Below are 23387 nucleotides of genomic sequence, written 5' to 3'. Positions count from 1 at the left end.
GGGCGTTGCGTCGCGGGTGTCTTGGCCGGTGCTTTCCCGGGCTGAAGCCCGGGCTACGGTTGGGGGGCAACGGGGCTAAAAAAAGCCGCCCCCAAGGGCGGCCAGGGTCTCCGGCCCGGGGCCGTCGACTGCACGGCGCTCCTTCAGCGCACGCCGGCGTTGCGCAGGGCGGTCGGGGTGTAGTCGGCGGCGAGGGCCTTGAAGCCGATCTCCAGGGCGTCCTTCTCCTGGTTACGCATGCCCGAGACGATGTAGCGGCCGTTGATCAGGTCGTACAGCGTCTCCACGCCGAGCCAGGGGATGCGCTTGTCGTAGAGCGGGGTCATGAAGCCTTCGGCCACGCGCCACAGGGTATTGCGCGCGTCGTAGTGGTCGGCCAGGGCGATATGCCAGCTGTCTTCGTCGAGGTACATCACGCGCTTGGCGTACACGTGGCGCTCGCCGGGCTTGAGGGTCGCCTCCACCACCCACACACGGTGCAGCTCGTAGCGGGTGACGTCGGCGTTGAGGTGCCCCGGCTTGACCACGTCCTCGTACTGCAGCTGCGGCGATTCCAGGCGGAAGCTGTTGTAGGGGATGTACAGCTCGCGCTTGCCCACCAGCTTCCAGTCGTAGCGGTCCGGGGCGCCGTTGAACATGTCCAGGTTGTCCGCCACGCGCTGGCCTTCGGAGGCCGGGTAGGGGCCGTCGTAGGCGATCTGCGGGGCGCGGCGCACGCGGCGCTGGCCGGCGTTGTAGATCCACGCCATGCGCGGCTCCTTCACCTGGTCCAGGGTCTCGTGGACCAGCACCACGTCGCCGGCCAGGCGCGCCGGGGCGGTCACCAGCTGCTTGTAGTAGAAGAGCACGTTGCCCGGGTTCTGCGGGTCGAAGTCCTTGAGCTGGTCGCGGTAGGTGAACTGCTGCTTGAAGTACACCGGCGAGAAGGTGCCGTTGGCCAGCGGCGTGGCCTGCACATGGGTGCGCCGGGCACTGCCGCCACGGTAGCGGGTGATGTGGTTCCACACCGCTTCCAGGCCGTTCTGCGGGATGGGGAAGGGCGTGGCGGTTTCGAAGTCCTGCAGGCCGTTGCCGCCGGCCACCAGTTGCGCTTTCACCGCGTTGCGGGCGATTGCCTGGTACACCGGCTCCGGCAGGCTGGCGCTGCGGTGGCTGGGGTAGACCGGCATGCGGTAGCTGCTCGGGTAGCGCTTGAACAGGGCCTGCTGGCCGGGGCTGAGGCGCTCGCGGTATTGCTCCATGTTCTGCGCGGTGATGGTGAACAGCGGCTGCTCGGCGGCGAAGGGGTCGCTGAGCCAGCCGCCCGGCTGCGCGCTGCCGGCGTCGGTGGGCAGGCCGCCGTCCCAGGCGGGGATGCTGCCGTCGGCATTGCCGGCGCGCTCGGCGCCGATGGGGGTCAGGCGCTGGCCGAGTTTGGCGGCCTGCTCGGGGCTGACGGCGGCCTGGGCGCTGTGCAGGGTGATGGACAGGGCGAGGGTGCCCAGCAGCATTTTTGTTGTTGTCATGGTCTTGCCTCCACTCAGAACGAAACGCCGAAGCTCAGGGCCACGAAGTCGCGATCGACGTTGACGTTGTAGTCGCCGCCGAAATAGTCGGTGTACGCCAGGCTGGCGCTGTAGGTGTTGAGATAGCTGGCGTCGAGCCCGAGGCTGATGGCCTTGGAGCCCTCGTTGAAGCCCGGCTCGGGGCCGTAGCCGCTGACGTCATGGGACCAGGCGAGGTTGGGCCGCAGCTGCACGCCGGGGATCAGGTCGCTGTATTCCCAGATGGCGCGCACGCGGTAGCCCCAGGAGTTGCGCGTGGCGAAGCCGTCGTCGTTGCAGTTGGAGGGGCTCTGGGCGTTGGTGACGGCGGTGCACAGGCTGTTGTCCGGGTACAGCGCGCCCTGGCCGTAGGCGGTGCCGCGGCCATAGCGCAGGCCACCCTTGCCCTCCAGGCCGCCGATATGGGTGATGCCGGCCTCGCCGATCAGGGTCAGACGTTCGGCGCCCATCACCTGGTCGAAGAAGTGTGTGGCGGTGACCTGGGCCTGGGTCACTTCCTTGCGCCGGTAGCCGCTGATGTCGGCGCCGTTGGCCAGGGTCTCGGCGCCGGAGGAGAGCACCGGGGTGAGCGCCGGCACGCCGATGCCGGCGGTGATCAGGTCCACGGGGTTGATCTGCACCGGCAGGTTGGGCCGGTAGCTGATCTCTCCCGCCAGGGTGGTGCCGGTGGGCAGGCTGGTGCTGAAGCTCAGGCCGTAGAGCTGAATGTCCTCGGGGTAGTCGACGTGATAGCGCGAGGTGCCCAGGCGGTAGCCCTGGACCAGGGTCTGGCCGGTGGCGCCGGCGAGGAAGGCGTTGCAGCCGGCCAGGGGGATGCCGAGGTTGCCGCACAGCGCCGGTGCGAAGCCGAAGTCGGCGATGTTGGGGCTGGCCGTGGCGCCGATATAGGGCTGGCGGCTGTGGTAGTTGATGAAATAGGCGGCGAATTCGCTGTCCAGTTGCGGTGCGAACCAGCGCAGGGCCGCGCCCCACTGGCCGCTGTCGCGGGCATCGCGGTCGCCGTCCCGGGGGATCTCGATGCCCTCGCTGGTGAGGTTGATGCCGAAGGGCGCCAGGGCGGCCTGGGCGGCGGCGTTCTGGTCGAGCGCGGGGCCTGCCGGCAGGCCGCCGCAGCCGTCGGCGATGACGTCGGTCTGGGAGAAGAAGGTGCCACAGTTGTCGATGACGGTCTGGTCCCATTCCAGCTGGTAGAAGCCTTCGGCGGAGAGGTTCTCGGTGAGGTTCTGCGACAGGTAGAACATGTTCACCGGGATCAGGCCTTCCTTGATCTCCGAGCCCGGGCGGCGGAAGGCGGCGACGTCGATGGGGTTGATGGCGTTGATGCCGCCGCCGATGAAGGTGCTCTCGCCCCAGCTGACCACCTGCCTGCCCAGGCGCACGGTGCCGGGCAGATCGCCGATCAGGTAGTTGTGGTAGAGGAAGGCGTCCAGCAGCTCGGCGCCGGAGGATTGCGCGCCCTCCTTGCGGTTGTGGTCGTCGATGGCCTTGAACGGGCGGCTTTCGTCCTTGAGCTCGAAGTCGTACCAGTACTTGCCGCGAACGAAGAGGCCGCTGTCGCCGTACTTGAGCTCGAGGTCGTGGATGCCCTTGAACACCTTGGAGAAGGTCTTGCCCTTCTCGAAGTTGCGCCGGCCGTCGTCGGCGCTGCGGCTGCCGAGCAGCTCGCTGTCGGGGTTGCGCAGGGCCCAGCTGGCGCCCATGGAGAGGGAGGAATCGAACTGCCCCTCGATGTCGCCGATGGCGAAGGTGATGGCGGATGCCGGTTGGCTGGCGAGGGTGGCGAGGCCGATGGCGAGGGCAAGGCGAGCCTGGCGCCAGGGCGGTTGTCTACGGGTCATTGCGTTACTACCTCTTGTTGTTGTGGTGTGGTGCGTTACGCGAATGCGGTTTTCCGGGCGCGACCCGGCCCGTGGCCAGCGCCGGGGCGGCGGCCAGGTGGGACGGGGGCGGCGGTGTCGGGGGGTTAGAGCCTGAGTTCCATGGCGTCTTCGCCCAGGGTCAGGTCACCCGAATAGAGGTCGGCCATGCCGCTGAGGAACAGCCGGCGGCTGAGGAAGTTGGTGGGGCTCGGGAGCAGGTGGGTGAGCACCAGGTGGCGCACGCCGGCCTTCTGCGCCAGGCGCGCCAGCTCCAGGGTGTCGGCGTGGTAGTCGAGTACCCGTTCGGCCTGCTCGGCGCGGCCTGGTTGCCCGGTGCGGCGCAGGGCGTCGGCGGCCTTGTGGATCAGGGCGCCGTTGATGGCTTCGTGCACCACCATGTCGGCGTCCTGCAGGGCCTCCAGGTAGCGCTCGGAGACGCGGGTGTCGCCGCTGATGAACAGCTTCTTGCCGGCGTAGCGCAGCACGTAGCCGTAGGCCGGGTCCACCGGCTGGTGGTCGACGCGGTAGGCGTCGATGGTGACGCCGTCCTGCTCGTACACCCGCACCGATTCCTCGCCGGGTGCGGTGCGCACCTCGTGGGCGGTGGCGAAGGCCAGTTCGCTGGCCACCGGCGGCAGGGCGTGCTGGTGGCGGAAACGCACGTCCTCGTCATAGGCCTGGGCCAGCCCCTGGACCACCTGCTCGACGCCACTGGGGCCGTAGACCTCGAAGGGCGTCTTGCGGCCATTGATCCAGGTGTGGTTGATCAGGCCGCCGAGGCCGTTGAAGTGGTCCGAGTGCCAGTGGGTGATGAACACCCGGGTGAGGTCCGGCAGCGGCACCCGGTTGTTCTCCAGGTTGCGCATGGCGTTCTCGCCGGCGTCGAAGAGGAACAGCCGGCCGCCGGCGGCCACCAGGGTGCAGGCCTGGCCGCGCGGGGCGTTGACCTGGGGCGTGCCGGTGCCGCAGAGGATCACGCGGATGCCCGAGCGGTCTTCCACCAGGGAGTGGTCGGTGCGGTCCTGCACCTCGGCGTCGAGGTAGGCGTTCTGCAGGCGTTCGCAGCCGGCGAGGGTGGTGGCGAGCAGGGTCAGTGCCGCCAGTTTCCACAGGTGTCGCATGGTTCGTCCCCTTGTCGTTCTTGTTGTGGGTCGTGGTTCAGTTCAGCCAGTCGATCTGGAAGCTGTAGCGGCCGAGCACCGGGGCCAGGGCCTCGCGCTGCAGGCCGGCGGCGATACGCGCCACCAGGCCGCGGCGGGCGTCCTGCACCACCTCGACGGAGAGTTCGGCGAGCCCCAGCCCGGCGGCCTCCTGGCGCACCACGCGGGCGATCTCGCGTTGCTGCAGGGCGGGCTTGAAGATCTTGCCCACGGGCGTTACCGGCAGGGCATCCAGCACCTCGATGCGCTTGGGCACGGCGGCCCGCTCGGCGATGGCCTCGCTGGCGAAGGCCAGCAGCTCGTCCGCGCCGGCCTGGCTGCCGGGCAGCAGCTGCACATAGGCCACCGGCACCTCGCCGGCGTGGGCGTCGGGGCAGCCGACGGCGGCCACCAGGGCCACGGCCGGGTGCGCCTGCAGGGCTTCCTCGATCTGCTTCGGGTCGATGTTGTGGCCGCCGCGGATGATCAGCTCCTTCTTGCGCCCGGTGAGCCAGAAGTAGCCCTCGGCGTCCTCCCGGCCGAGGTCGCCGGTGTTGAGCCAGCGCTGGCCGTGGATGTCGATCCACAGGCCCTTGTCGTGGCTGGCGTCCAGGTAGCCGGCGAAGACGTTGGGGCCGTGGATGGCGATGGCGCCCACTTCGTCGGTAGCGGCGTCGCGCAGGTAGGCGCCGGCCTCGTCGAGGATCACCGCACGCATGCCCTGGTAGGCCAGGCGCAGGCCGATGGAGCCGACCCGGCGCTCACCCTCGGGCGGGTTGGAGGACGACACGCAGGCGCCTTCGGTGAGGCCGTAGCCTTCGAGGATGCGCACGCCGATGCGCTGCTCGAAGTCGCGGAACAGCTCCACCGGCATGGGTGCCGCGCCGCACAGGGCGTAGCCGAGGCTGGAGAGGTCGCGGCCCTCCACCGGTTGCTGCAGCAGGGCGGAGTAGACCGTGGGCACGCCGGAGAAGAAGTTGATGCCGAAGTGCTCGACCAGGGCCCAGAAGTTGGCGATCACGCCGTTGCCGCGATAGCCCTGGGGCGTGCCGAGGATCACGTGGTCGCCGTGGGTCCAGGGCATCAGCCCGGTCACCAGCTGGCCGTTCACATGGAACAGCGGCAGGCCGCAGAAGATCACCTGGCCGCGCTGGCGCGGCTGCATGTTGGTGGCCATGGCCCAGGCGTTGAACACCTCGGAGCCGTGGGTGCGCGTGGCGATCTTCGGCAGCCCGGTGGTGCCGCCGGTGCAGAAGTAGGAGGAGCGCTGCTCGGCGCGGATCTGCCGGCCGCTCTTCAGGTGGGTGTGGGGCTGGCGGCGCATCAGGCTGCGCAGGTCGGCGATGGGCACGCGTCGCTGGGCGGATTTTTCGCGCCGAGCCATCCAGCGCAGGGCCAGGCCCTTCAGGCCGCCGACATAGGGCGCCATGCTCACCCAGAGCACCTGGCGCACGCTGGGCAGGGCATCCAGCTGGCTGGCCAGCTTGGGCCACAGGTCGGTGCCGGGCGTGGGGGCCAGGGTCACCACCAGGCGTGCGTTGGCGGCGCGCAGCAGCTCGCCCATTTGCGCGGCTTCCAGCAACGGGTTGATGGCCATGACGATGCCGGCGGCCTCGCCACCCCAGATGGTGAAGTGGGTTTCCGGCAGGTTGGGCAGGATGAAGGCGACCACGTCGTCCGGGCCGATGCCCAGGTCATGGAAGACGTTGGCCGCGCGGGTGATGTCGGCGAACAGCTCGGCGTAGCTCCAGTCGTGGGTGCGACGGAAGTTCGCGGCGTCGAGGAAGAAGCTCAGCGCCGGGTCGTCGGGGAACTCCCGCGAGCAGCGCCCGAGGGCCTCGTAGGTGCTGGCGGCCAGCCCCTGCTGGGCCAGGGGCGTACGTTCGATGGCCTGGATGTCGGCCAGGGTCTGCACGGCCATCAGGCTTGCTCCACCACGAGGTTGCGCTGGGTGCCGAGGTCGATCACGCCGTCGCTGCTGCGGATGCTGGCCTCCACCACGTCACCGGCCTTGAGGTACTGGTTGCGGCCTTCCTGGGCCTTCATGAAGGCCTTCCATTTCAGCGCTTCAGGCAGCAGGGCGCCGATGCGCTGCTTGGCGGGCGAGGGGATGGACAGCGCGCAGCCGGCCGGGGTGCCGGTGGCGATCAGGTCGCCGGCGGCGAAGTCCTGCACGCCGGAAAGCTCGGTGAGGGTTTCCGCCGGGCCGAACACCAGGTTGGCGGTGCTGTCGTCCTGGCGAACCTGGCCGTTCACCGTCAGGCGCAGGCGCAGGTCCTTGAGGTACTGCATGTCCGCCGCGTCCAGCAGGCAGAGGAAGGGCCCCACCGGGCCGAAGGTGCGGTAGCTCTTGCCCTTGTAGAACTGCATCTGCGGGATCTGGATGTCCCGCGCCGAGTAGTCGTTGACGATGACCACCCCGGCGACGAATTCGTGGAGGTTGGCGTCGGTGACCCGGGTGTGCGCGGTGATGTCGCGGCGCAGCACCAGGCCCAGCTCGATCTCGTAGTCGAGGAAGCGCACGTGGCGCGGTTTGATCAGCTCGCTGTCGGCGGCGACCAGGCAGCTCGTGGCCTTGGTGAAGATCATGTTGTAGTGCTTGGCGTCCGGGTCCATCCCCGACTCGATCATGTGCTGCCGGTAGTTGGCGCCCTGGCAGACGAACTGCTGGTCGCGGGTCACCGGCGACAGCAGCGTCACCTCGTCCAGGCGCAGCTCGCCGTCCTGCAGGCGGGCGAGGTCGTCGAGGCGGGTATTGCGGATCAGCTCGCCGGTGCTGGCATGGCTTCCCGGAATCAGGGAAATGCGGCCCTTGCGGATCACCCCCCACTGGATGCGGTTCTGATGTTCGAAGCGGACTACGTGCACGGCCATGGCAGGGGCTCCTGGGGCGTCGATCGACTGATGCTCGCGGGCATCAGGGGGTTGTTGTTCTTCGTTGGGCGCGGCGTCGGCCGGCAGCCAGGGGCTGCACAGGACCAGGCCGCCGGCCTTGATCAGGGTGCGGCGCTTGAGCTGCGCCGGTTGGCGTTCCATGGGCTCAGGCGAACAGCCGCGCCAGGGTGATCAGCTTGCGCAGGGTCAGGTCCGGGCTGTGCCGCAGGTTGTGCAGCAGGGCGCGGATGGCGGCCAGGTCCATCTTCGGCTTGGTGAAGCTCCTGGGCATGCGCTGGCCCCATTGCGCCATCGCTTCGGGGCTCACCGCGTGCAGCCCGGTGGGGCGCTCGGCGGTGAACAGGTCGCCGTCGCAGTAGTGCTCGTGCTTGTCCTTCCAGGGGTCCTGCCAGTAATCGAATATCTGGCTGCCGAGGATGTGCCGGCCGATGCCCCAGGCGTGGGTCCAGCCGCGCTCGTGCAGCACCCGCTGGCCCATGCCCACGGCGTCGGCGTCCACCACCTCGAAGGCACTGTGGCTGTAGGCGGGCATAAAGCCCTGGGCCAGCGCCAGGGTGTGGTGGTCGGCCGGGGTGTCGCCCAGGTCCAGGCGCATGAAGGCCACGGCGGGCGAGCCATCCGGCAGCACCTGGATGTCGCTGGGGATCATCCCGAAATGCTCGGTGTACCAGGCGCAAGTGGCCTGGTAGTCGGCCACCTCCAGCACCACGTGGCCGAGCTTGAGCACCTCCGGCGGGGCGATGGGTGGGCGCTGGGTGGCGTTGATCCGTGGCGCCTCGTCGGCCAGGTTCAGGGGCAGTGGCGCACGATGCTGCAGTGCCGGTGCGGCGGTCTGGCCGAACACGGCTTCCACCAGGAAGCCGGACGGGTCGACCAGGCGCACCCGCTCGCCGCCGCCGGGCATGCCGGTGTGCTCGATGGCGGAGGCGCCGGGCAAGCGCGCCAGCTTTTGCAGGTCGGCATGGGTGGTGAGGGCCAGGCCGAAACCGACGAAGCGCGCCTTCTCGCCGCGGTGCACGCGGTAGCAGTAGGCGGCCGGGCCGGTGCCGCGCAGGTAGAGGGTGTCGTCGTTGCGCTGGCTGACCACCAGGCCGAAGTCGGTGAGGAAGCGCTCGGCCTGCTCCAGGTCCGGACGCTCGAAGACCAGGTGGGCGAGGCGCTGGGCCTTCACCGTCGGGTTCGGGTGGCGCGCCGGTTGCGGTGTGGCGAGGAGGGGCAGGGCGGTGGAAACGGTCATCGTGTCGTTCTCCGGGGCTTTCTCCGGGCAAAGCCCGGCCATCGACCCCGGATCGCGGGGTCGTTGTGCGTGTCAGGTCAGCGGTGGATCAGTCCAGGGTGGCCAGGGCCGGCAACTCGGCGTTGGCTAGTGCGCGGGCCTCTTCACCGGGGATGCCGAGGGCGCGGAGCACCAGTTCGGCGGTGTCGGTGCCGGCGTCGCGCCAGGTCTTGTGGCCTTCGAGCACCAGGAACATGGAGCCCAGCACGCTGCCGGCGATCATCGAGATCACCGTGGCTAGCTGCTCCTGGCGGAAGTCGTAGCGGCCACTGGTCATGCCGTGGAGCACGTCCACCGTAGGCGGGCCGTACCACATCTCGCGCAGTGACGAGTTGTTCAGCGCGAAGCGGTTGATGAAGGCGCCCCAGTGGGGCTCCTCGTGGGCGCGGCGGATGAAGAAGCGGATGCCGTGGGCCAGGCGCTGGGCCGGGTCGGTGATGTCGCCGAAGCTGCGGGTCACGCGCTGGTGCATTTCCCCGCTGAGGTGGCTGGCGACCTTCTCGAACAGGTTCTCCACCGATTCCATGTTGTTGTAGATGGTGCCGCGCGCCACCCCGGCCTCCTGGGCCAGGTCGCTGACGTTCACCTGGCTCACGCCCTTCTCGGCGAAGAGGCGCAGGGCCGCCTGGTGGATGCGGCGCTGCACCGGATTGAGAGCTTCCACGATTACCTCCGACAATCGAATCTGTGGCGATTGAACACTTGCGTTCAAATTAAGTCAACGGGGTGCATTCGCCTTTTTCTTGCGGGGTGTCCGGCCCGCTCCCGCGGTATCCCTGGGTTTCACCTTGTACCTCCAGGCCTGCCGGGCCGCTCTGGCGCGCGTCATGGCGCTGATTCTCTGCGTTCACAGGTGATCTTCTATTGACGATATTGAACACAAATGTTCAATATGAATTGTCATTGTCTACTCCTGCGGAGGGAGTGATGGAGCCTGCACCTACAACAAGAAACTGCGACGTGATCATCGTCGGCCTCGGCCCAACCGGGGCCGTACTCGCCAACCTGACAGGGCGGAAGTGCCTGCAGTACGGCGGCCCGAATCGGCCGGCCACTCAGGGGCGCCGCCCATGAGCATCAAGCAAGGCCGTATCGACGTGCACCACCACATCATCCCGCCGGCGTTCGTCGAGACCCTGCAGCGCAAGGGCCTGGACAAGATCGCCGGGGCGCCGCTGCCGCACTGGAGCCCGGAGAAGTCCATCGAGGTAATGGACATGAACGGCATCCAGCGGGCGATCACCTCGCTCTCGGCACCGGGCGTGCACTTCGGCGATGGCGTCGGCCAGGCCCGCGACCTGGCGCGGCGCTGCAACGAGTTCGCCGCGCGCATGCGTGACGACTTCCCCGGGCGCTTCGGCAATTTCGCCGTGCTGCCCACGCCCTTCACCGAGGCCGCCTGCGCCGAGGCGACCCATGCCCTCGACGTGCTCGGCGCCGAAGGCATCGTGCTGCTGGGCAGCACCGATGGCGTGTTCCTTGGCGACCCGCGTTTCGACGAGCTGATGGCCGAGCTGGATCGGCGTCAGGCGGTGGTCTTCGTGCATCCGAACATGCATGCGACCAGCGAGCAGATCGGCCTGCAGGCGCCGGGCTTTCTCATCGAGTTCCTCTGCGACACCACCCGTGCGGCGGTGAACCTGATCCTCACCGGCACCCTGGAGAAGTACCCGCGCATCCGCTGGATCCTGGCCCACGCCGGTGGCTTCCTGCCCTACGTGGCCTGGCGCGTGTCCCTGGCCAATGCCTTGCCGGAATACCGCGAGAAGGCGCCCCAGGGCGTGCTCAGCTACGTGCGCCGCTTCTACTTCGACACCGCGCTGTCGCCGTCGCGCTTCAGCATGGCGGCGCTGAAGGAGCTGGTGGAGCCGTCGCACATCCTCTTCGGCAGCGACTTCCCCTTCGCTCCGGCACCGGCCACCGCGCTGCAGTGCCAGACCCTGGAGGAATCGGCCTTCTGGCCGGACGAGGTGCTCTACGGCATCAACCGGGGCCATGCCCTGAGCCTGTTCCCGCAGTTCCGCCAGGAGAGCGAGACGGTGGTGCCGGCGCCCATCTACGAGGGGGAAAGCTTCGCCAACCGGATGAAGCGCAGCCTCACTCGGCCGGTCGGCGCCCTGGCCGAACGCATCCGCAACCGCTGAGCCGCTCGCCCATCATCAGAACAACAAGAGGCCGATATGAATCGCCGTACATTCGTCGCGGGGGCCGGCATGCTTGCCGGTGCCTCGCTGCTGGCAACTGGCGCGCCGCCGTTGCCGCCGCTCGCCACTGCCGCTGAATCCGTATCGGAGGACGAGACGCCCAGGCTGCAACCGCTGCCCGCTCCGGGGCGCATCGACGTGCACCACCACTTCATGCCCCCTGCCCACGCGCAGGCATTGCAGCGCCGGGGCCTGGGCGTGTTCGCCGGCCAGCCGCTGGCACCCGGGTCGGCCCAGGATTCCCTGGCGCTGATGGACGGGCAGGGCGTGCAGACGGCCTTGCTGTCGCTGAACGCGCCCGGGGTTTATTTCGGCGATGTCGCCGCGGCCGCCACCCTGGCGCGCCGCTGCAACGAACAGGCGGCCGAGCTGGCCAGCCGTTACCCCGGGCGCTTTGGTTCGCTCGCCGCCTTGCCGCTACCGGCCACCGATGCGGCTTGCAGGGAGGCTGTGCATGCGCTGGACACCTTGCAGGCGGATGGCGTGATGCTGCTGGCCAGCGTCGATGGGCAGTTCCTCGGCGACCCGCGTTTCGACGAGCTGATGGCCGAGCTGGACCGGCGCCACGCCCGCGTGCTGGTGCACCCCAACCTGCACGCCAGCAGCACGGGCTTGGGCCTGGTGGCGCCGTCGTATCTGTTGGAGTTCGCCTGCGACGTCTCGCGGGCAGCGGTGAACCTGATCCTCGGCGGCACCCTGGAGCGCTACCCACGCATTAACTGGATTCTCGCCAATGGCGGCGGCTTCCTGCCCTACGTGGCCTGGCGCGTGTCCCTGGCCAACGCCCTGCCGGAGTTCGCCGAAAGCGCGCCCCAGGGGGTGCTCAACTACCTGCGGCGCTTCTATTTCGACACCGCGCTGACCGCGGCGAACCCGCCCATGGCGGTGCTACGCGAGCTGGTGGATCCCTCGCACATCCTCTTCGGCAGCGACTACCCCCAGGCCTCGGCCGAGCTGGTGGCCACCCAGGTTCGGCAACTGGCCGACTCGGAGTTGTGGTCCGCCGAGCTGAAGGCGGGCATCGACCGGGGCCATGCCCTGAGCCTGTTCCCGCGCTTCGCCACGGCCGGGGAGGCGGTGGCCGCGGCGCCGGTGAATGAATCCGAATCTTCCCTGCAGTGGCTGGGACGGAGCCTGAAGAAACCCATAGGCGCCCTGGCGCAGCACCTCAAGGACTGACCGGCGATGAGCCGTTCACGCGTGTCCCGGCTCGCAGGCTGGCACGGAGGCTGAGGCTCAGGCCGGTTCGGGGAGCGGCTTCTGCGCGAGCTTGCGGGCCCGCGCGGGCGTCGCGCCCAGAGCCCTGAGGATCATCTCGGCGACGACCTCGTCCTGGCCGGCGACGGCACGGCCTTCCACCGACGCGCGCATGGCACCCAGGGTGCAGGACACCACCAGGTCCAGGGCGATGGATTCCTCCGCATAGGCCAGGGCGCCTTCCTCCATGCCGCCGCGCAGGTCGGCGAGCACGTAGAGCGCCAGCTGCGAGCGAATGGCCTGATCGAAATGCACCACGCGGATCACTGCGCTGGCCCATTGCGGTTCCTCGCTGGCGCGCTGCACGAACATGCGCACGCCGATGGCCAGGCGCTGGGCGCCGCTGGTGACGTCTGCGCTGCGGGTGGAGATGGTCTCGGAGAACTCGGCGGCCAGCTCCATGCCCACCGCTTCGACCACCTCGTCGCGGGTGCGGAAGTAGTTGTAGATGGTGCCGCTGGAGACGTCCGCTTCCTCGGCCAGTTCCAGCAACGCGACCTCGCCGATCTCCTTGCGGGCATACAGGCGCAGGGCGGCGTCGAGCAGGCCCTGGCGGGTGCGTTCGCGCTTCTTGTGGCCACGGGTCAGGGGGAGGGTGACGGGGCTTTGCGCTGGATCGGCCTTGCTCATGGGGGACCTCTGGGTGGCGAGGCCCCCGATCATAGTTAAAGCCCTCTCAATATTGAAGGTCGGCTCAGTTACCCAGCAGGCCCAGGCATTCGTTCACCAGTTGCGGCGCGCGCTCCGCAGGGCCCTGGTGCATGAGGATGCGGTCGGGGCGCACCACCGCCACCGAGCGCCGGGGCATGGCCGGCAGGAAGCGGTCGCAGATGTCCTCGGCGAACGGCGTGTCCGGCCCTTGCTGGCCGCGCAGCCCCAGATGCAGGAAGGTGCCGCCGCTGGCTTCCCAGCGCCGTTGGGCCGCGGCGTCCAGGGTCGAGCGTGGATCGACACCGAGCCCCACCAGGGCGAGGCCATCCCCCAGCAGGTCGTCGCTGAGGCGGATGCGGTTCTGCCCGTCGCGCACCAGGGCCTGGGGAAACAGCCCGCCGCAGCCGCCGCGGCGGATCCGCGCGCGCTTGAACAGGCCACGGCGGAAGCGGTTCTTCGGCTTGATCTTCAGCTCCTCCAGGTGCCGGCGAGCTGGGGGGATGAAGCGCATCAGGCGCATCGAGCCGTGCACCAGCAGGGCCAACAGAGCGTTGCTCGGCATCACCAGGCGGCCCATCAGCTTGGCCAGGGCGATCATCTCCCGCGCATGGGGGCGGCGCTCCTGGTCGTAGCTGTCGAGCACCTCGGGTGCGGCGCGGCCCTGCAGCACCCAGGCGAGCTTCCAGGCCAGGTTGGCCGCGTCACGCAGGCCGGCCACCAGGCCCTGGCCGACGAAGGGCGGGGTGATGTGGGCGGCGTCGCCGACGAGGAACACGCGGCCTTCCTGGAAGCGCTGGCAGCAGCGCGCATGGAAGCGGTACACGGCCTTGCGTTCGATGCTCAGGGATTCCGGCGCGATCCAGGGCGAGAGCAGCTGGGCGATGCGCGCGGGGTCTTCCATCTGCGCGCGGGTCTCGCCCTTGCGCATCATGAATTCCCAGCGCTCGCGGCCGCCGGGGGCGGGCATGTGCGGGGTGGGCCGGCGGTGATCGCAGATGAACTCGACATGGTCGATGGCGCTGCGCTGGCGACCGTTGGCGTCGACGATGAGCCAGTCCTCGGTGTAGCTGCTGCCCTGGAAATCCTGGCCGATGAGGCTGCGGACCCTGGAGCTGGCACCGTCTGCGCCCACCAGGTAGCGGGCGCGCAGGCTGTGTTCGTGGCCTTCGGTATCGCGCAGGGTCGCAACCACGCCGCTGTCGTCCTGGGCCAGGCCGAGCAGTTCGATGGCGCTGCGGGTTTCCACACAGGGGAAGCGTCGTGCCTGGGCGCGCATGGCCCGCTCCAGGTCCGGCTGGTAGAAGGTCACCAGCTTGGGGTGGCCGTCGAGGTTGCCGCTGGTGTTGGCGCGACCGAACTCGCCCACCAGCGGGCAGTGCATCTTCACCTCGGGGATCACCACCTTGTCGAAGGCGTCCTCGTCCAGCCCGGCCTGCTGGAGGATGCGCAGCGCCTCGTTGTCCAGGGCGATGGCGCGGGGCATCAGCAGGATGTCGCGGCTCTTGTCCACCACCAGGGTGCGTACGCCGCTGCGCCCCAGCAGGGCCGCCATGGTCGCGCCCACGGGGCCATTGCCCACCACCAGCACGTCCACCTGCTCGGGCAGGGATCGGGTTTCGTTCTTGTTGTTCATGTCAGCCCTATGCGTGAGGCCCACCCCTGTCGTGGAGTGGGGAGCGCTCAGGCTAAATAAAAATGACGATATTCTCAATATTGGCGAATCAATCATTTTGTCGGTGTGGCGGCCTGGCTCCTCGGTACAGGTCCAGCCCCGCAGGAAACACTTTGCAAAAGCCCGCTCGTTGAGCGCCTGCCCCGGGATTCTGTAATTTATCTGCCGTGAAGCCGGGCCCCTCTGGCGGTTAATACCGCGATGTCGGAATCACAGTCTGTACAACTTCGACTGCAAGGAGGGGCTCCAATGACCGCCCTAGATACGTTCCTGTTTTCCGACTTCCTCGGCACCGCCACCTGGCTGTGGCTGGTCTTCTTCGCCGTGGTGTTCGCCCTGCTGGCCTTCGACCTGGGTGTGCTGCATCGCGATAACCGCGAGATCGGCGTCAAGGAAAGCCTGCTGCTCTCCGCCGGTTACATCACCGCCGGCCTGCTGTTCGGCCTCTGGGTGTTCTTCCAGAAGGGCGGCGACGCCAGCATGGATTACCTCACCGGCTTCCTCATCGAAAAATCGTTGTCGATGGACAACGTGTTCCTCATGGCGATGATCTTCAGCTTCCTGGCCATCCCCCGGGAGTACCAGCACAAGGTGCTGTTCTGGGGAATCATGGGGGTGATCGTGCTGCGTGCCGTGATGATCGGCCTGGGCGCGGCGCTGATCCACGAGTTCAGCTGGATCCTCTACGTGTTCGGCGTGTTCCTGGCCATCACCGGCGTGAAGATGCTGTTCTCCAAGGTGGATGACCACCCGGACCTGGAGAACAACGCGCTGGTGAAGTTCCTGCGCCGGCGCATGCGCGTGACCGATAGCCTGCACGGGCAGCGCTTCTTCGTGCGCCAGGCGGATGCCACCGGCAAGACCGTGCTCTGGGCCACGCCGCTGTTCCTGGCCCTGGTGATGATCGAGTGCGCCGACCTGGTGTTCGCCATTGACAGCGTGCCGGCGATCTTCGCCATCACCCAGGATCCCTTCATCGTCTACACCTCGAACATCTTCGCCATCCTCGGCCTGCGCGCCCTGTACTTCGCCCTGGCGGCGCTGATCCACCGCTTCGCCTACCTGAAGTACGCCCTGGCCCTGGTGCTGGTGTTCATCGGCACGAAGATCTTCCTGGTGGGCATCATCGGCAAGATCCCGGCGGTGATCTCCCTCAGCGTGACCCTGGGCCTGCTGGTCGGCGGCGTGCTGCTGTCGCTGTACAAGACCCGTGGCCAGGCGCCGCAGCCCATCGAGGAAAACCGCGCGAGCTGATGGCGCGGCGTCACACCCGCCCCCTCGCGCACTGACGCGCCGAGGGGGCTTTTTGTTAGGCTGCGCTCCTTTTTTCGCAAGGAGCACTGCGTGGCCCTTTCAGCATGGAAGCACCTGCCCTCGTGGGCGGCCCTGTTCGTCGCCACCACGGCGAGCGCCCATACCCTGCCCAGCACGGTGTACCGCGGCACGGCGGGGGATATGCAGCTGGAGGTCATCCTCCAGTTCGACAGCGCCTGGGACGGCATGGCCGGGTTCGTCGAAACCTCGGCGGCGGCCGATCACCTGACCCTGGAAACGACGCCCTATGACCCCAGTGAGCCGCTGCTGATCAACCTGCGCGACGGCACGCCACTGCCGCCGGCGGCGATCGAGCTGCAGCCCTTCGCCCTCGACCAGCCGGTGCTGCACGGGCGCTGGATCGACCTGCGCACCCGCGAGGAGCGCGTGCTGCAATTGGAGCGCAAGCAGGTGTTCCGCGAAGGCTCCCGGGCGGTCTACGAGGCCGATCTGCTGCAGCAGGGCACCAGCCAGGGTATGAGCTTCCGCGTGCATGCGCGCAAGGTGGCCAACGACGCGGTGCCGGTCTTCGACCGCATCACCATCACCGATAAGGCGAGCGGCGCGACGCGGCAGGTGATCGAGGGGCTGGATGCCTACTTCTATGGCACCGACACGCTGCGGTTGGCCTACCTGGACGATGACGATTTCGTCGACTTCTCCTTCGTGCCCAAGCGCATCCGCGAGAGCGACCAGGCCCTGACCAGCGGCACGGTGCAGTACTACCTCTACGACCCGGCGTCCGGCCGCTACGCCCTGCACGCGGGCCTGACCGAGATGGCCGGCAGCGGCTCGCTGTACCCCGATGCCCACCAGCGCGGGCGCTTCGAATACCGCCCCGAAGGCGGCGAACGCTTCCGGCCCGGCACCTTCCAAGCAGGCTTCTACCGCCTGGACGCAGGGCAACGGGTGGTGGCTGAAGCGGCCGGGGAGGCAGCCCAATGAGCCGACTGTTCCGTTCCTGGTTGCGCCTGGCGCTGCTCTTGGCCCTGTGTGGGCCCGGCCTGGCCGGCGCCGTGGACGTCTACCAGGGCGCCCTCGGCAAGCAGGCGATCACCCTGGTGACCTTCCAGCAGAACCGCGTCATCCGCGGCGTGTATTTCTATGACCGCTACCGCACGCCGATCCGCCTCAAGCCGGTGTTCAGCAACAACGAGCCCAACAACGGCATCGGCATGGACGAACTGGACGCCGGCGGGCTGCCGGCTGCGCGCATCCTTGTGTTCTTCTCGGGCTACTACAAGCGCGATGCCACCCTCAATGGCACCTGGACCGACTACCGCACCGGCAAGCGCCTGCCCATCCACATGAAGCACGTGGCCATGCTGCGCTCCGACGAAGCCTGGCCGGGGGCGACCACGGCGGTGTTGCAGGCGGCCTCCACCGAACGCTTCTACTTCCAGGTGCCGCTGGCCAAGGACGGCGGCCCGGCGTCGGCCATCGAGGTGTATGCGAAGAAGACCGGCAAGCGCGTGCAGACGCTGAGCCTGCCGGGTTGCCGCAGCGAGGATGTGGAAACCGTGCAACTGGCGGTGGAGCAGGGCGCCACCCAGTTGCGGGTGGGCAAGCGCTACCGCTGCGCGGGCGTGGCCTTCGCCTGGGACGAGGGCACGGGGCAGTTCGAGTCGTTGCGTTGACGCGGCACCGCGCCGGGCTCAGAGGAACTCGGCGCGGATGCGGTCGGTGTCGAACGGGGTGATGCCCTCGCGCAGGCCGAACAGCGTATCGGCCTGCTCGGGCCTGTCCACCCGGCTGCCGCGCGCCTCGGCATGCAGCGCGAACAGGGTGTGCAGGTCCGGGGCGGCGAGGCTGGTCATGGCGCGTAGCATCAGCGAAATGCCGCTGAGGTTGTTGGCGACGTTGTTCCAGCGCGGGTAGCCGCCGAGGCCGATATCCGTCCAGAGGATGCAGCGCTGCTCCAGGTCGATGATGAAGGGCAGGCAGGTCTGCTGGTTGGCGGAGAGGTCGAGGCGGTCTTCCACGGTGCGGGCTTCGAAGGCTTCGCCGGAGTCCACGTCGCTGCGGGCCATCCAGCCGGCGAAGCATTCCGGCAGGTCGCAATAAGGCTGGTTGGTGTAGCTGTTGACGCAGGGCACCACGAAGCGCAGGCCCTTGTCGCGCAGCAGCTGCAGGTCGAGGTCGATGAACTCGGCAGCGCCTTGCGGGGCGTCAACGATGTCGCCGCTGTGGTGGCCGCCGTAGCCGCGCAGGTTGTAGTAGGCCACCAGGTCGCGATAGACGAAGTCGCCATCGAAGAAGGCGGTCGACAGGTCGATGTCGGTGCGGCTGTGGCCGTTGGTCCACCAGAGGAACAGGCGGATGTAGCGCGACTCGGGCAGCGGCATGCGGCTGCCGCGCACCAGGGTGCGCAGCGAGCGCGAGGCCGAGCGCTGGGCCAGGGGCACCACCCGGTCGGCCAGCTCCGGCGCCAGGTAGCAGCGGCCCAGCGGCGGGCGGCTGGCGAAGCGGGCCACCAGGGTGGTGCGGATCAGGGCGATGGCGTCGGCCAGGTGCTCGGGGGCGATGGGCGCGCGCCGATCCGGGAGCGTCCAGGCACGGGCGGCATCGCCCTTGGGGAAGAAGGTGCGCAGGGGCGCGTGACCGCGATGCTCGAACTGCGCCAGGGCCTGCAACAGCACCGGCGTGGCGACCTGCTGGGCGACCTCGGCGAACTGCTTGAGCACCGCATCCGGCTGCGGGCTGGTGCGCAGCAGGTGGTCCAGGCGCCGGGCCATCTCGCCGGGGCGGGTGGTCAGGCGCTGGCTGGCGGCCTCGACCCGGCCGGTTTCCAGGTCCCGCTCCACCTGGCCATTGAAGCCGCTGAACGGCAGGCCCTCGCGCAACACCTGGAAGGCTTGCCAGGTACGCGGGCATTGGCTGCGGTAGTCGCCGGGGTGCAGGCCTTCGCCGAGGCGCTTCCAGCGTTCGGGCCAGCGGCGCATGTCTTCGGTGGGGTCGCCGCAGGCTTCCAGCAGCGCCAGCAGCCGGCGCCGTTCGCGACGCTTGAAGCCCTTGAAGCGGCAGGACTCGGCCAGGGAGACATCGCCATCGCAGAGCGCCACGGCCAGGCGCAACACATCGGTGGCGGTGCCGATGCGTTGGTCGACGAAGCGCTCGGCGCGCTCGCCGGGGACGAAGCGCAGCAGCCAGGCGGCGATCAGCGCGAGGTTTTCCTTGAAGGGGATTTCTTCCGGCAGCAGGTCCAGCACCTTGTCGCGGTACTGGCGCACGAACCACTGCAGGTCGGCCTTGTCGTCCGCCGACAGCGAGGTGCGCGAGGCGGCCAGACGGGTGCAGAGGCGCTCGAATTCTTCCTGGGTGCCGAGGTCGATCTCCAGCGGCTGGCGGTGGTGCAGCAGGGGCGCCGGCAGGCTCGGGTCCTGCAGGCGCAGGCGTTGCAGGGTGAGGTAGTGATAGACGGCGCGCTGGTACAGCTGCGCCTCGTCCGGGGCCAGGCTACCGGCCGGGAAATCGGGGAACAGCGGGCGGTGTTCACGGTGTGCGCCGGTCATCGGGGCCAGGTGGCGGCGCAGGTCGCGCAGCACCCGGGCGAGCTGCTCCGGCGAGAGGGTCAGCAGGCGCTCGGCGAGGGCCTCGGAGAGCACGAAACCGAGCTGCTCGGTTTCCTTTTGCACCATGGCCACCTGGGCCAGGCTGGCGCCGCCTTCACCGGGGCTGACCGCGAACTTGCGGCAGCGGCGCAGGAAGATTCCGTTCACATCTGCTCCTGAAATGAAAAGCCCACCGTGAGGTGGGCGGGTGGGAAGCGGGCACCCTAGTTTCAGAGGTAGAAGGAAGGACGCCCATAGCCACGGCGTGGAGGATATTGCAGGTGGCGGGAAAAATGAATCGCCGTCTGCAGGCGAACGCTCGACGCTTTCGCATCGTGGCGATTTCTTCTGTGCCACGGCTGGTGAGCACCCGTGCTTCACGCCATGATTGGCCCCTTTGTGCGGGCCATGGATCGGCCGGGCCCGCTGTACCGGGAACGTGCGATGCACATGGAATCGGAACGGCCTTCCTCCGCCTGGCTCTACCTGGGTGGCGAGGGCATCGAGCCCCGTTGCCTGGCGACGGATGCGTACGTGTCGCCGCTCTGGTGCCTGCTGCTGGCGGGTGCCGAGGTGGTGCCGGCGATCACGCCGGCGCAGGTGGAGGTGCAGACGCCCGGCAATGGCCTGCGCCTGTCGCTGGAAACGGCGCAGGACAACTGGGCGCAGTTCGACGCCTATATCCGCCGTCACCCCCAGCACCATCGCGTGCCCGCCATCGGGCTTTGCCTGGATGCGGTGGCGGCCTTCCTGCAGCGTGCCGCTGAAGCCAGCGAGGGGCCTTTGCAGACGCTGTGGCTGCAGGGCGACCTGGATGCGGTTTCCGGCCCCTTCGACGCCAACACCGACTCGCGCATCGGCTTCTGGAAGTGGAACGCCGACACGCGCCTGCAGGCGTTGCAGGCGGGCACGGTCGACCTGCATGACGTCACCCTGGTGCTGGATTACGAGAACCTCGACGAGTGGGTGCGGGCCTTTGGCCTGGATACGCTGGACCACCCCTGGTTCCGGGCACTGGCCCATCTCGAGGATTTCGCCGGCTTGCAGGTGCCCTTTGCCGAACTGGAGGCGCCTGCCGAAGCCGAGCCGCTGCCGGTCGGGCTCGATGAGCAGGACGTCGCGCTCGACCCCGGCCCTGAACACGAGCCGGAACACGAACTGGAACTGGACGAGCCGGCGCCGCCGCCCGTTTCCCCTGGGGAATGGGCGCGCCGTTACCAGGCGGGCGACCCCGAGGCGGCGCTTGCGTTGTCCCGTCTGGCCGATGACCCGGCCCAGGCCATGGACTGGGCGCGGCGCGCCTGTGGCCTGGAGGGGGCCGCCGAGCCCACGGCGGCGGCCTGGTTGCAGCTGGCGCAGCTGGCTTTCGAGAGGGCCGGCAGCACGGACGAGCTGCTGCAGGCGCGTGGCTGGGTGGGGCGGGCGCAGGCGCTGGATCATCAGCTGGACGAGGTCTATGCGCTGCTGTTGCTGCAGGCGCGCCTGTGGCTGGATGCCGACGCCGGGCCGGTGGACGGTGCACGGGCTTTCGCCGCGCTGGAGCGGCTGCTGCTCCTGAGCGGGCGCAACCAGGCGGTGCATACCGAGGGGCTGCACCTGCTGGGCATTTGCCGCCGCGATGGGTTGGGCTGCCCGGCGGACCCGGAGGCGGCGCGGGTGTCGTGGCGCTCCGCGGCATCGGATGGCCATGGCCCGGCGACTCAGGCGCTGGTGGAGCTGCTGGCCGCGCAGGCCGACGCCGAGGAGGATGCCGAAACGGCGGAGCGCTTGTGGCTGGAGGCGTTGAACCACGCCGAGGTCTACCTGGAATGCTTCGCCGAGGAGGGCGACCCGCGGGTGTTGGCGTTCATGCACGGTTTCTGCGGCGAGCTGGCGCTGCGCACCGACCCCATCGACTGGGAGGCGGCGGAGCTGCACCTGGTGCGCGCGGCCGAGGCGGGGAACGTCGATGCCATGGGGCTGCTGGCGATCGACGTCTACCGCAACCGGCAAAGCCCGTTGCGCGACCTCAAGCGCGCGCTGCACTGGGCCTGGCGTTACGGCGTTGCCACGGGGGTGCTGAAGTCGGCCGACGCTGGCTGGCAGCGCTGGGTGTTCGCGCTGTTCTGGTTGCTGCGGGGATAGGCGAGGTGCATCGCCCCGCCCATGGCGGGCCGGGCGATGGCGCGGTGCATCAGTAGGTGATGCACACCGACTTCAGCTCGGTGAAGCCTTCGATGGCGGCCTTGCCGAACTCGCGGCCCATGCCGGACTGCTTGTAGCCGCCGAAGGGCAGGTTGGGGTCCACCGGGACGTGGTTGTTGACCCAGACGGTGCCGGCTTCGATGCGCGGGATCAGGTCCATGACCCGGCCCAGGTCGTTGCTCCAGATGCTCGCGGTGAGCCCGTAGCGGCTGTCGTTGAGCATGTCCACGGCCTGGTCGACATCGTTGAAGGGCAACACCGAGAGCACCGGGCCGAAGATTTCCTCGCGCACCGAGGTCATCCCCTGGGTGACCTTGCCCAGCACCGTGGGCTGCACGAAGTAGCCGGGCAGGTCGGGCTGGCCGCCACCGGTGCAGAACTGCGCGCCTTCCTCGCGAGCGATGGCCAGGTAGCGCAGTACGCTGGCCTGCTGGCGGCGAGAGACCAGGGCGTTGACCTGGGCGTCCGGGTCCATGCCGGCACCGACCTTCAGTTGTGCCACCTGGGCGGTCAGGGCTTCGACGAAGTCCTGGTAGCGGCTGGCGTGCACGTAGAGGCGCGAGGCAGCGGCGCAGACCTGGCCCTGATTGAGCAGACCACCGCCGATGGCGCCGGCCACGGCCTGCTCGATATCGGCATCGGCGAGCACCAGCATGGGGTTCTTGCCACCCAGCTCCAGGGTGAAGCGGGTCATGTTGTCCAGCGCCGCACGGCCCACCTGCTTGCCCACGGCGGTGGAGCCGGTGAAGGACACCTTGTTCACCTGCGGGTGGGCCACCAGCGCGGCACCGGCATCGGCACCGCCGACCAGCACGTTGAAGGCGCCCGCCGGGATGCCGGCCTGGATCGCCAGCTCGGCCAGGCGCAGGGCGGTGAGCGGGGTTTCGTCCGCCGGCTTGATGATGATGGTGCAGCCGCAGGCCAGGGCCGGCATCACCTTCCACAGGGCGATCATCATCGGGAAGTTCCACGGCACGATGCCGGCGATCACCCCGGCCGGCTCGCGGCGGGTATAGGCGTTGAAGCGCGCCTGGGCCGGTACGGGGATGGACACGTCCAGCGTCTGTCCTTCGATCTTGGTGGCCCAGCCGGCCATGTAGCGCATGTAGTTGACCGAGGCGCCGACCTCCACCGCGCGGGCGAGGTGGATGGACTTGCCCTGGTTGAGGGTTTCCAGCTGCGCCAGTTCCTCGCCGTGGGCTTCCACCAGGTCGGCGAAGCGCAGCAGCACACGCTCGCGCTCGGCGGGGGCCAGGCCGCTCCAGACGCCCGAGCGGAAGGTGCGGTGGGCGGAGGCGACCACGGCATCCACCTGCGGCGCGTCGGCCTGCAGGATGCGCGAGAGCGCCGCGCCGCTGGCGGGGTTGTGCACCTCGCGCTGGGTGCCCTGGGCGGGCTGGTGTTGTTGGCCGTCGATGAACGAGGCGTGGGTGCGGTCGACGAAGGCGTCGACGCTGGGAAGGGTGTTGATCAGGGCATTGGACACGATCGGCTCCTGGTTCGGGCAGCGGGAGGGTTCGCCCGCGTAGGGCGTGCCCCAGCTTAGGGTCGGGCCCTGGCCAGGGCTTGACTCTGCCTGCCACGCGAACATGACCCAGCGTGCAGTGAGGCGGCCTGTCACGCAGGCGCAACGATCTGGCAGCAGCGGACAAGCCGTGAGAAGGGGAAGGGCGGATAGTCATCCCGTCGTCTTTGCTGGGCGTCGGTTATTGATTGCTCCGTGCTACACGCTTTACCGCCGTTCTGGTCATCGGCGGTTTTTTTTGCCTGCGATTTGGTGGGAAGGCTTGGGTAGGGTGGGTAGAGCTGTGCGAAACCCATGCTGCCGGGGCGGCCAATAA

At 68.7% G+C, this 23387-nt stretch carries 17 protein-coding genes; 6 read left to right on the top strand and 11 right to left on the bottom strand.

The window, feature by feature from the left end; genetic code table 11:
* Positions 1-143: 143 nt before the first annotated feature.
* From ACXI0U_RS28340 to ACXI0U_RS28310, 7 genes are all read right to left on the bottom strand, one after another.
* Positions 144-1505, bottom strand: coding sequence for a DUF1329 domain-containing protein (locus ACXI0U_RS28340; protein ID WP_479551163.1), 1362 nt, complete (start codon positions 1503-1505; stop codon positions 144-146).
* A gap of 14 nt (positions 1506-1519) precedes the next feature.
* Positions 1520-3382 (bottom strand): DUF1302 domain-containing protein, encoded by a 1863-nt coding sequence (locus tag ACXI0U_RS28335; RefSeq protein ID WP_479551162.1) that lies wholly within the window; start codon positions 3380-3382, stop codon positions 1520-1522.
* Between the two features lie 125 nt (positions 3383-3507).
* Positions 3508-4524 carry an MBL fold metallo-hydrolase gene (locus ACXI0U_RS28330; protein WP_479551161.1) on the bottom strand — a complete coding sequence of 339 codons (1017 nt, stop codon included), beginning with the start codon at positions 4522-4524 and terminating at the stop codon, positions 3508-3510.
* A 37-nt stretch (positions 4525-4561) separates the two neighbouring features.
* A complete protein-coding gene (locus ACXI0U_RS28325) occupies positions 4562-6463 on the bottom strand; it encodes an acyl-CoA synthetase (RefSeq protein ID WP_479551160.1) in 1902 nt (633 codons plus the stop codon).
* Entirely contained in the window at positions 6463-7416 is a 954-nt protein-coding gene (locus ACXI0U_RS28320; protein ID WP_374981905.1) for a fumarylacetoacetate hydrolase family protein, read from the bottom strand. The genes ACXI0U_RS28325 and ACXI0U_RS28320 overlap by 1 nt, the downstream gene beginning before the upstream one ends.
* 166 nt (positions 7417-7582) lie before the next feature.
* Positions 7583-8674, bottom strand: a complete 1092-nt coding sequence (locus ACXI0U_RS28315) for a VOC family protein (RefSeq protein ID WP_374980803.1) — start codon at positions 8672-8674, stop codon at positions 7583-7585.
* Between the two features lie 88 nt (positions 8675-8762).
* Positions 8763-9377, bottom strand: a complete 615-nt coding sequence (locus tag ACXI0U_RS28310) for a TetR/AcrR family transcriptional regulator (RefSeq protein WP_374980804.1) — start codon at positions 9375-9377, stop codon at positions 8763-8765.
* Positions 9378-9783: 406 nt separating this feature from the next.
* Between ACXI0U_RS28310 and ACXI0U_RS28305 the strand changes: the two genes are divergently transcribed.
* Both ACXI0U_RS28305 and ACXI0U_RS28300 read left to right on the top strand, forming a co-directional pair.
* Positions 9784-10857 carry an amidohydrolase family protein gene (locus ACXI0U_RS28305; RefSeq protein WP_479551159.1) on the top strand — a complete coding sequence of 358 codons (1074 nt, stop codon included), beginning with the start codon at positions 9784-9786 and terminating at the stop codon, positions 10855-10857.
* A 36-nt stretch (positions 10858-10893) separates the two neighbouring features.
* Positions 10894-12096, top strand: coding sequence for an amidohydrolase family protein (locus ACXI0U_RS28300; protein ID WP_479551158.1), 1203 nt, complete (start codon positions 10894-10896; stop codon positions 12094-12096).
* A gap of 57 nt (positions 12097-12153) precedes the next feature.
* On the opposite strand, the gene ACXI0U_RS28295 is transcribed toward ACXI0U_RS28300, so the two are convergent.
* Together ACXI0U_RS28295 and mhpA are read right to left on the bottom strand one after the other, a co-directional pair.
* Entirely contained in the window at positions 12154-12804 is a 651-nt protein-coding gene (locus tag ACXI0U_RS28295) for a TetR/AcrR family transcriptional regulator (protein WP_479551157.1), read from the bottom strand.
* A 64-nt stretch (positions 12805-12868) separates the two neighbouring features.
* The gene (gene mhpA / locus ACXI0U_RS28290) at positions 12869-14458 is read right to left on the bottom strand and encodes a bifunctional 3-(3-hydroxy-phenyl)propionate/3-hydroxycinnamic acid hydroxylase MhpA (protein WP_374980809.1); all 1590 of its coding nucleotides are present in this window, start codon (positions 14456-14458) and stop codon (positions 12869-12871) included.
* 288 nt (positions 14459-14746) lie between these two features.
* Here mhpA and ACXI0U_RS28285 point away from each other — a divergent pair, with 288 nt between their 5' ends.
* From ACXI0U_RS28285 to ACXI0U_RS28275, 3 genes are all read left to right on the top strand, one after another.
* On the top strand, positions 14747-15751 hold the full coding sequence (locus ACXI0U_RS28285) for a TerC family protein (protein WP_021221116.1): 1005 nt from the start codon (positions 14747-14749) through the stop codon (positions 15749-15751).
* Positions 15752-15841: 90 nt separating this feature from the next.
* Positions 15842-16756 carry a hypothetical protein gene (locus tag ACXI0U_RS28280; RefSeq protein WP_479551156.1) on the top strand — a complete coding sequence of 305 codons (915 nt, stop codon included), beginning with the start codon at positions 15842-15844 and terminating at the stop codon, positions 16754-16756.
* The gene (locus tag ACXI0U_RS28275; RefSeq protein WP_479551155.1) at positions 16753-17448 is read left to right on the top strand and encodes a hypothetical protein; all 696 of its coding nucleotides are present in this window, start codon (positions 16753-16755) and stop codon (positions 17446-17448) included. Before ACXI0U_RS28280 ends, ACXI0U_RS28275 begins: the two co-directional genes overlap by 4 nt.
* A gap of 18 nt (positions 17449-17466) precedes the next feature.
* Here the strand turns inward: ACXI0U_RS28275 and ACXI0U_RS28270 are convergent, their stop codons facing one another.
* Positions 17467-19530, bottom strand: a complete 2064-nt coding sequence (locus ACXI0U_RS28270) for a TerD family protein (protein ID WP_479551154.1) — start codon at positions 19528-19530, stop codon at positions 17467-17469.
* Positions 19531-19806: 276 nt separating this feature from the next.
* Here ACXI0U_RS28270 and ACXI0U_RS28265 point away from each other — a divergent pair, with 276 nt between their 5' ends.
* Positions 19807-21486 carry an SEL1-like repeat protein gene (locus ACXI0U_RS28265; RefSeq protein WP_374980813.1) on the top strand — a complete coding sequence of 560 codons (1680 nt, stop codon included), beginning with the start codon at positions 19807-19809 and terminating at the stop codon, positions 21484-21486.
* A 49-nt stretch (positions 21487-21535) separates the two neighbouring features.
* Here the strand turns inward: ACXI0U_RS28265 and ACXI0U_RS28260 are convergent, their stop codons facing one another.
* Positions 21536-23032: an aldehyde dehydrogenase family protein gene (locus ACXI0U_RS28260; protein WP_374980814.1), complete on the bottom strand. Its 1497-nt coding sequence runs from the start codon at positions 23030-23032 to the stop codon at positions 21536-21538.
* Positions 23033-23387 lie beyond the last annotated feature (355 nt).

The organism is Pseudomonas sp. C9D1 (assembly GCF_056491235.1).
This window is presented reverse-complemented; position numbering and strand designations above follow the sequence as displayed.

Excerpts from the sequence above, each read along its gene's own strand:
- ACXI0U_RS28325 (WP_479551160.1), bottom strand. The coding sequence starts at position 6,463 with ATGGCCGTGCAGACCCTGGCCGACATCCAGGCCATCGAACGTACGCCC.
- ACXI0U_RS28285 (WP_021221116.1), top strand. The coding sequence starts at position 14,747 with ATGACCGCCCTAGATACGTTCCTGTTTTCCGACTTCCTCGGCACCGCC.
- ACXI0U_RS28295 (WP_479551157.1), bottom strand. The coding sequence starts at position 12,804 with ATGAGCAAGGCCGATCCAGCGCAAAGCCCCGTCACCCTCCCCCTGACC.
- mhpA (WP_374980809.1), bottom strand. The coding sequence starts at position 14,458 with ATGAACAACAAGAACGAAACCCGATCCCTGCCCGAGCAGGTGGACGTG.
- ACXI0U_RS28335 (WP_479551162.1), bottom strand. The coding sequence starts at position 3,382 with ATGACCCGTAGACAACCGCCCTGGCGCCAGGCTCGCCTTGCCCTCGCC.
- ACXI0U_RS28275 (WP_479551155.1), top strand. The coding sequence starts at position 16,753 with ATGAGCCGACTGTTCCGTTCCTGGTTGCGCCTGGCGCTGCTCTTGGCC.
- ACXI0U_RS28320 (WP_374981905.1), bottom strand. The coding sequence starts at position 7,416 with ATGGCCGTGCACGTAGTCCGCTTCGAACATCAGAACCGCATCCAGTGG.
- ACXI0U_RS28340 (WP_479551163.1), bottom strand. The coding sequence starts at position 1,505 with ATGACAACAACAAAAATGCTGCTGGGCACCCTCGCCCTGTCCATCACC.
- ACXI0U_RS28265 (WP_374980813.1), top strand. The coding sequence starts at position 19,807 with ATGCACATGGAATCGGAACGGCCTTCCTCCGCCTGGCTCTACCTGGGT.
- ACXI0U_RS28330 (WP_479551161.1), bottom strand. The coding sequence starts at position 4,524 with ATGCGACACCTGTGGAAACTGGCGGCACTGACCCTGCTCGCCACCACC.
- ACXI0U_RS28305 (WP_479551159.1), top strand. The coding sequence starts at position 9,784 with ATGAGCATCAAGCAAGGCCGTATCGACGTGCACCACCACATCATCCCG.
- ACXI0U_RS28315 (WP_374980803.1), bottom strand. The coding sequence starts at position 8,674 with ATGACCGTTTCCACCGCCCTGCCCCTCCTCGCCACACCGCAACCGGCG.
- ACXI0U_RS28300 (WP_479551158.1), top strand. The coding sequence starts at position 10,894 with ATGAATCGCCGTACATTCGTCGCGGGGGCCGGCATGCTTGCCGGTGCC.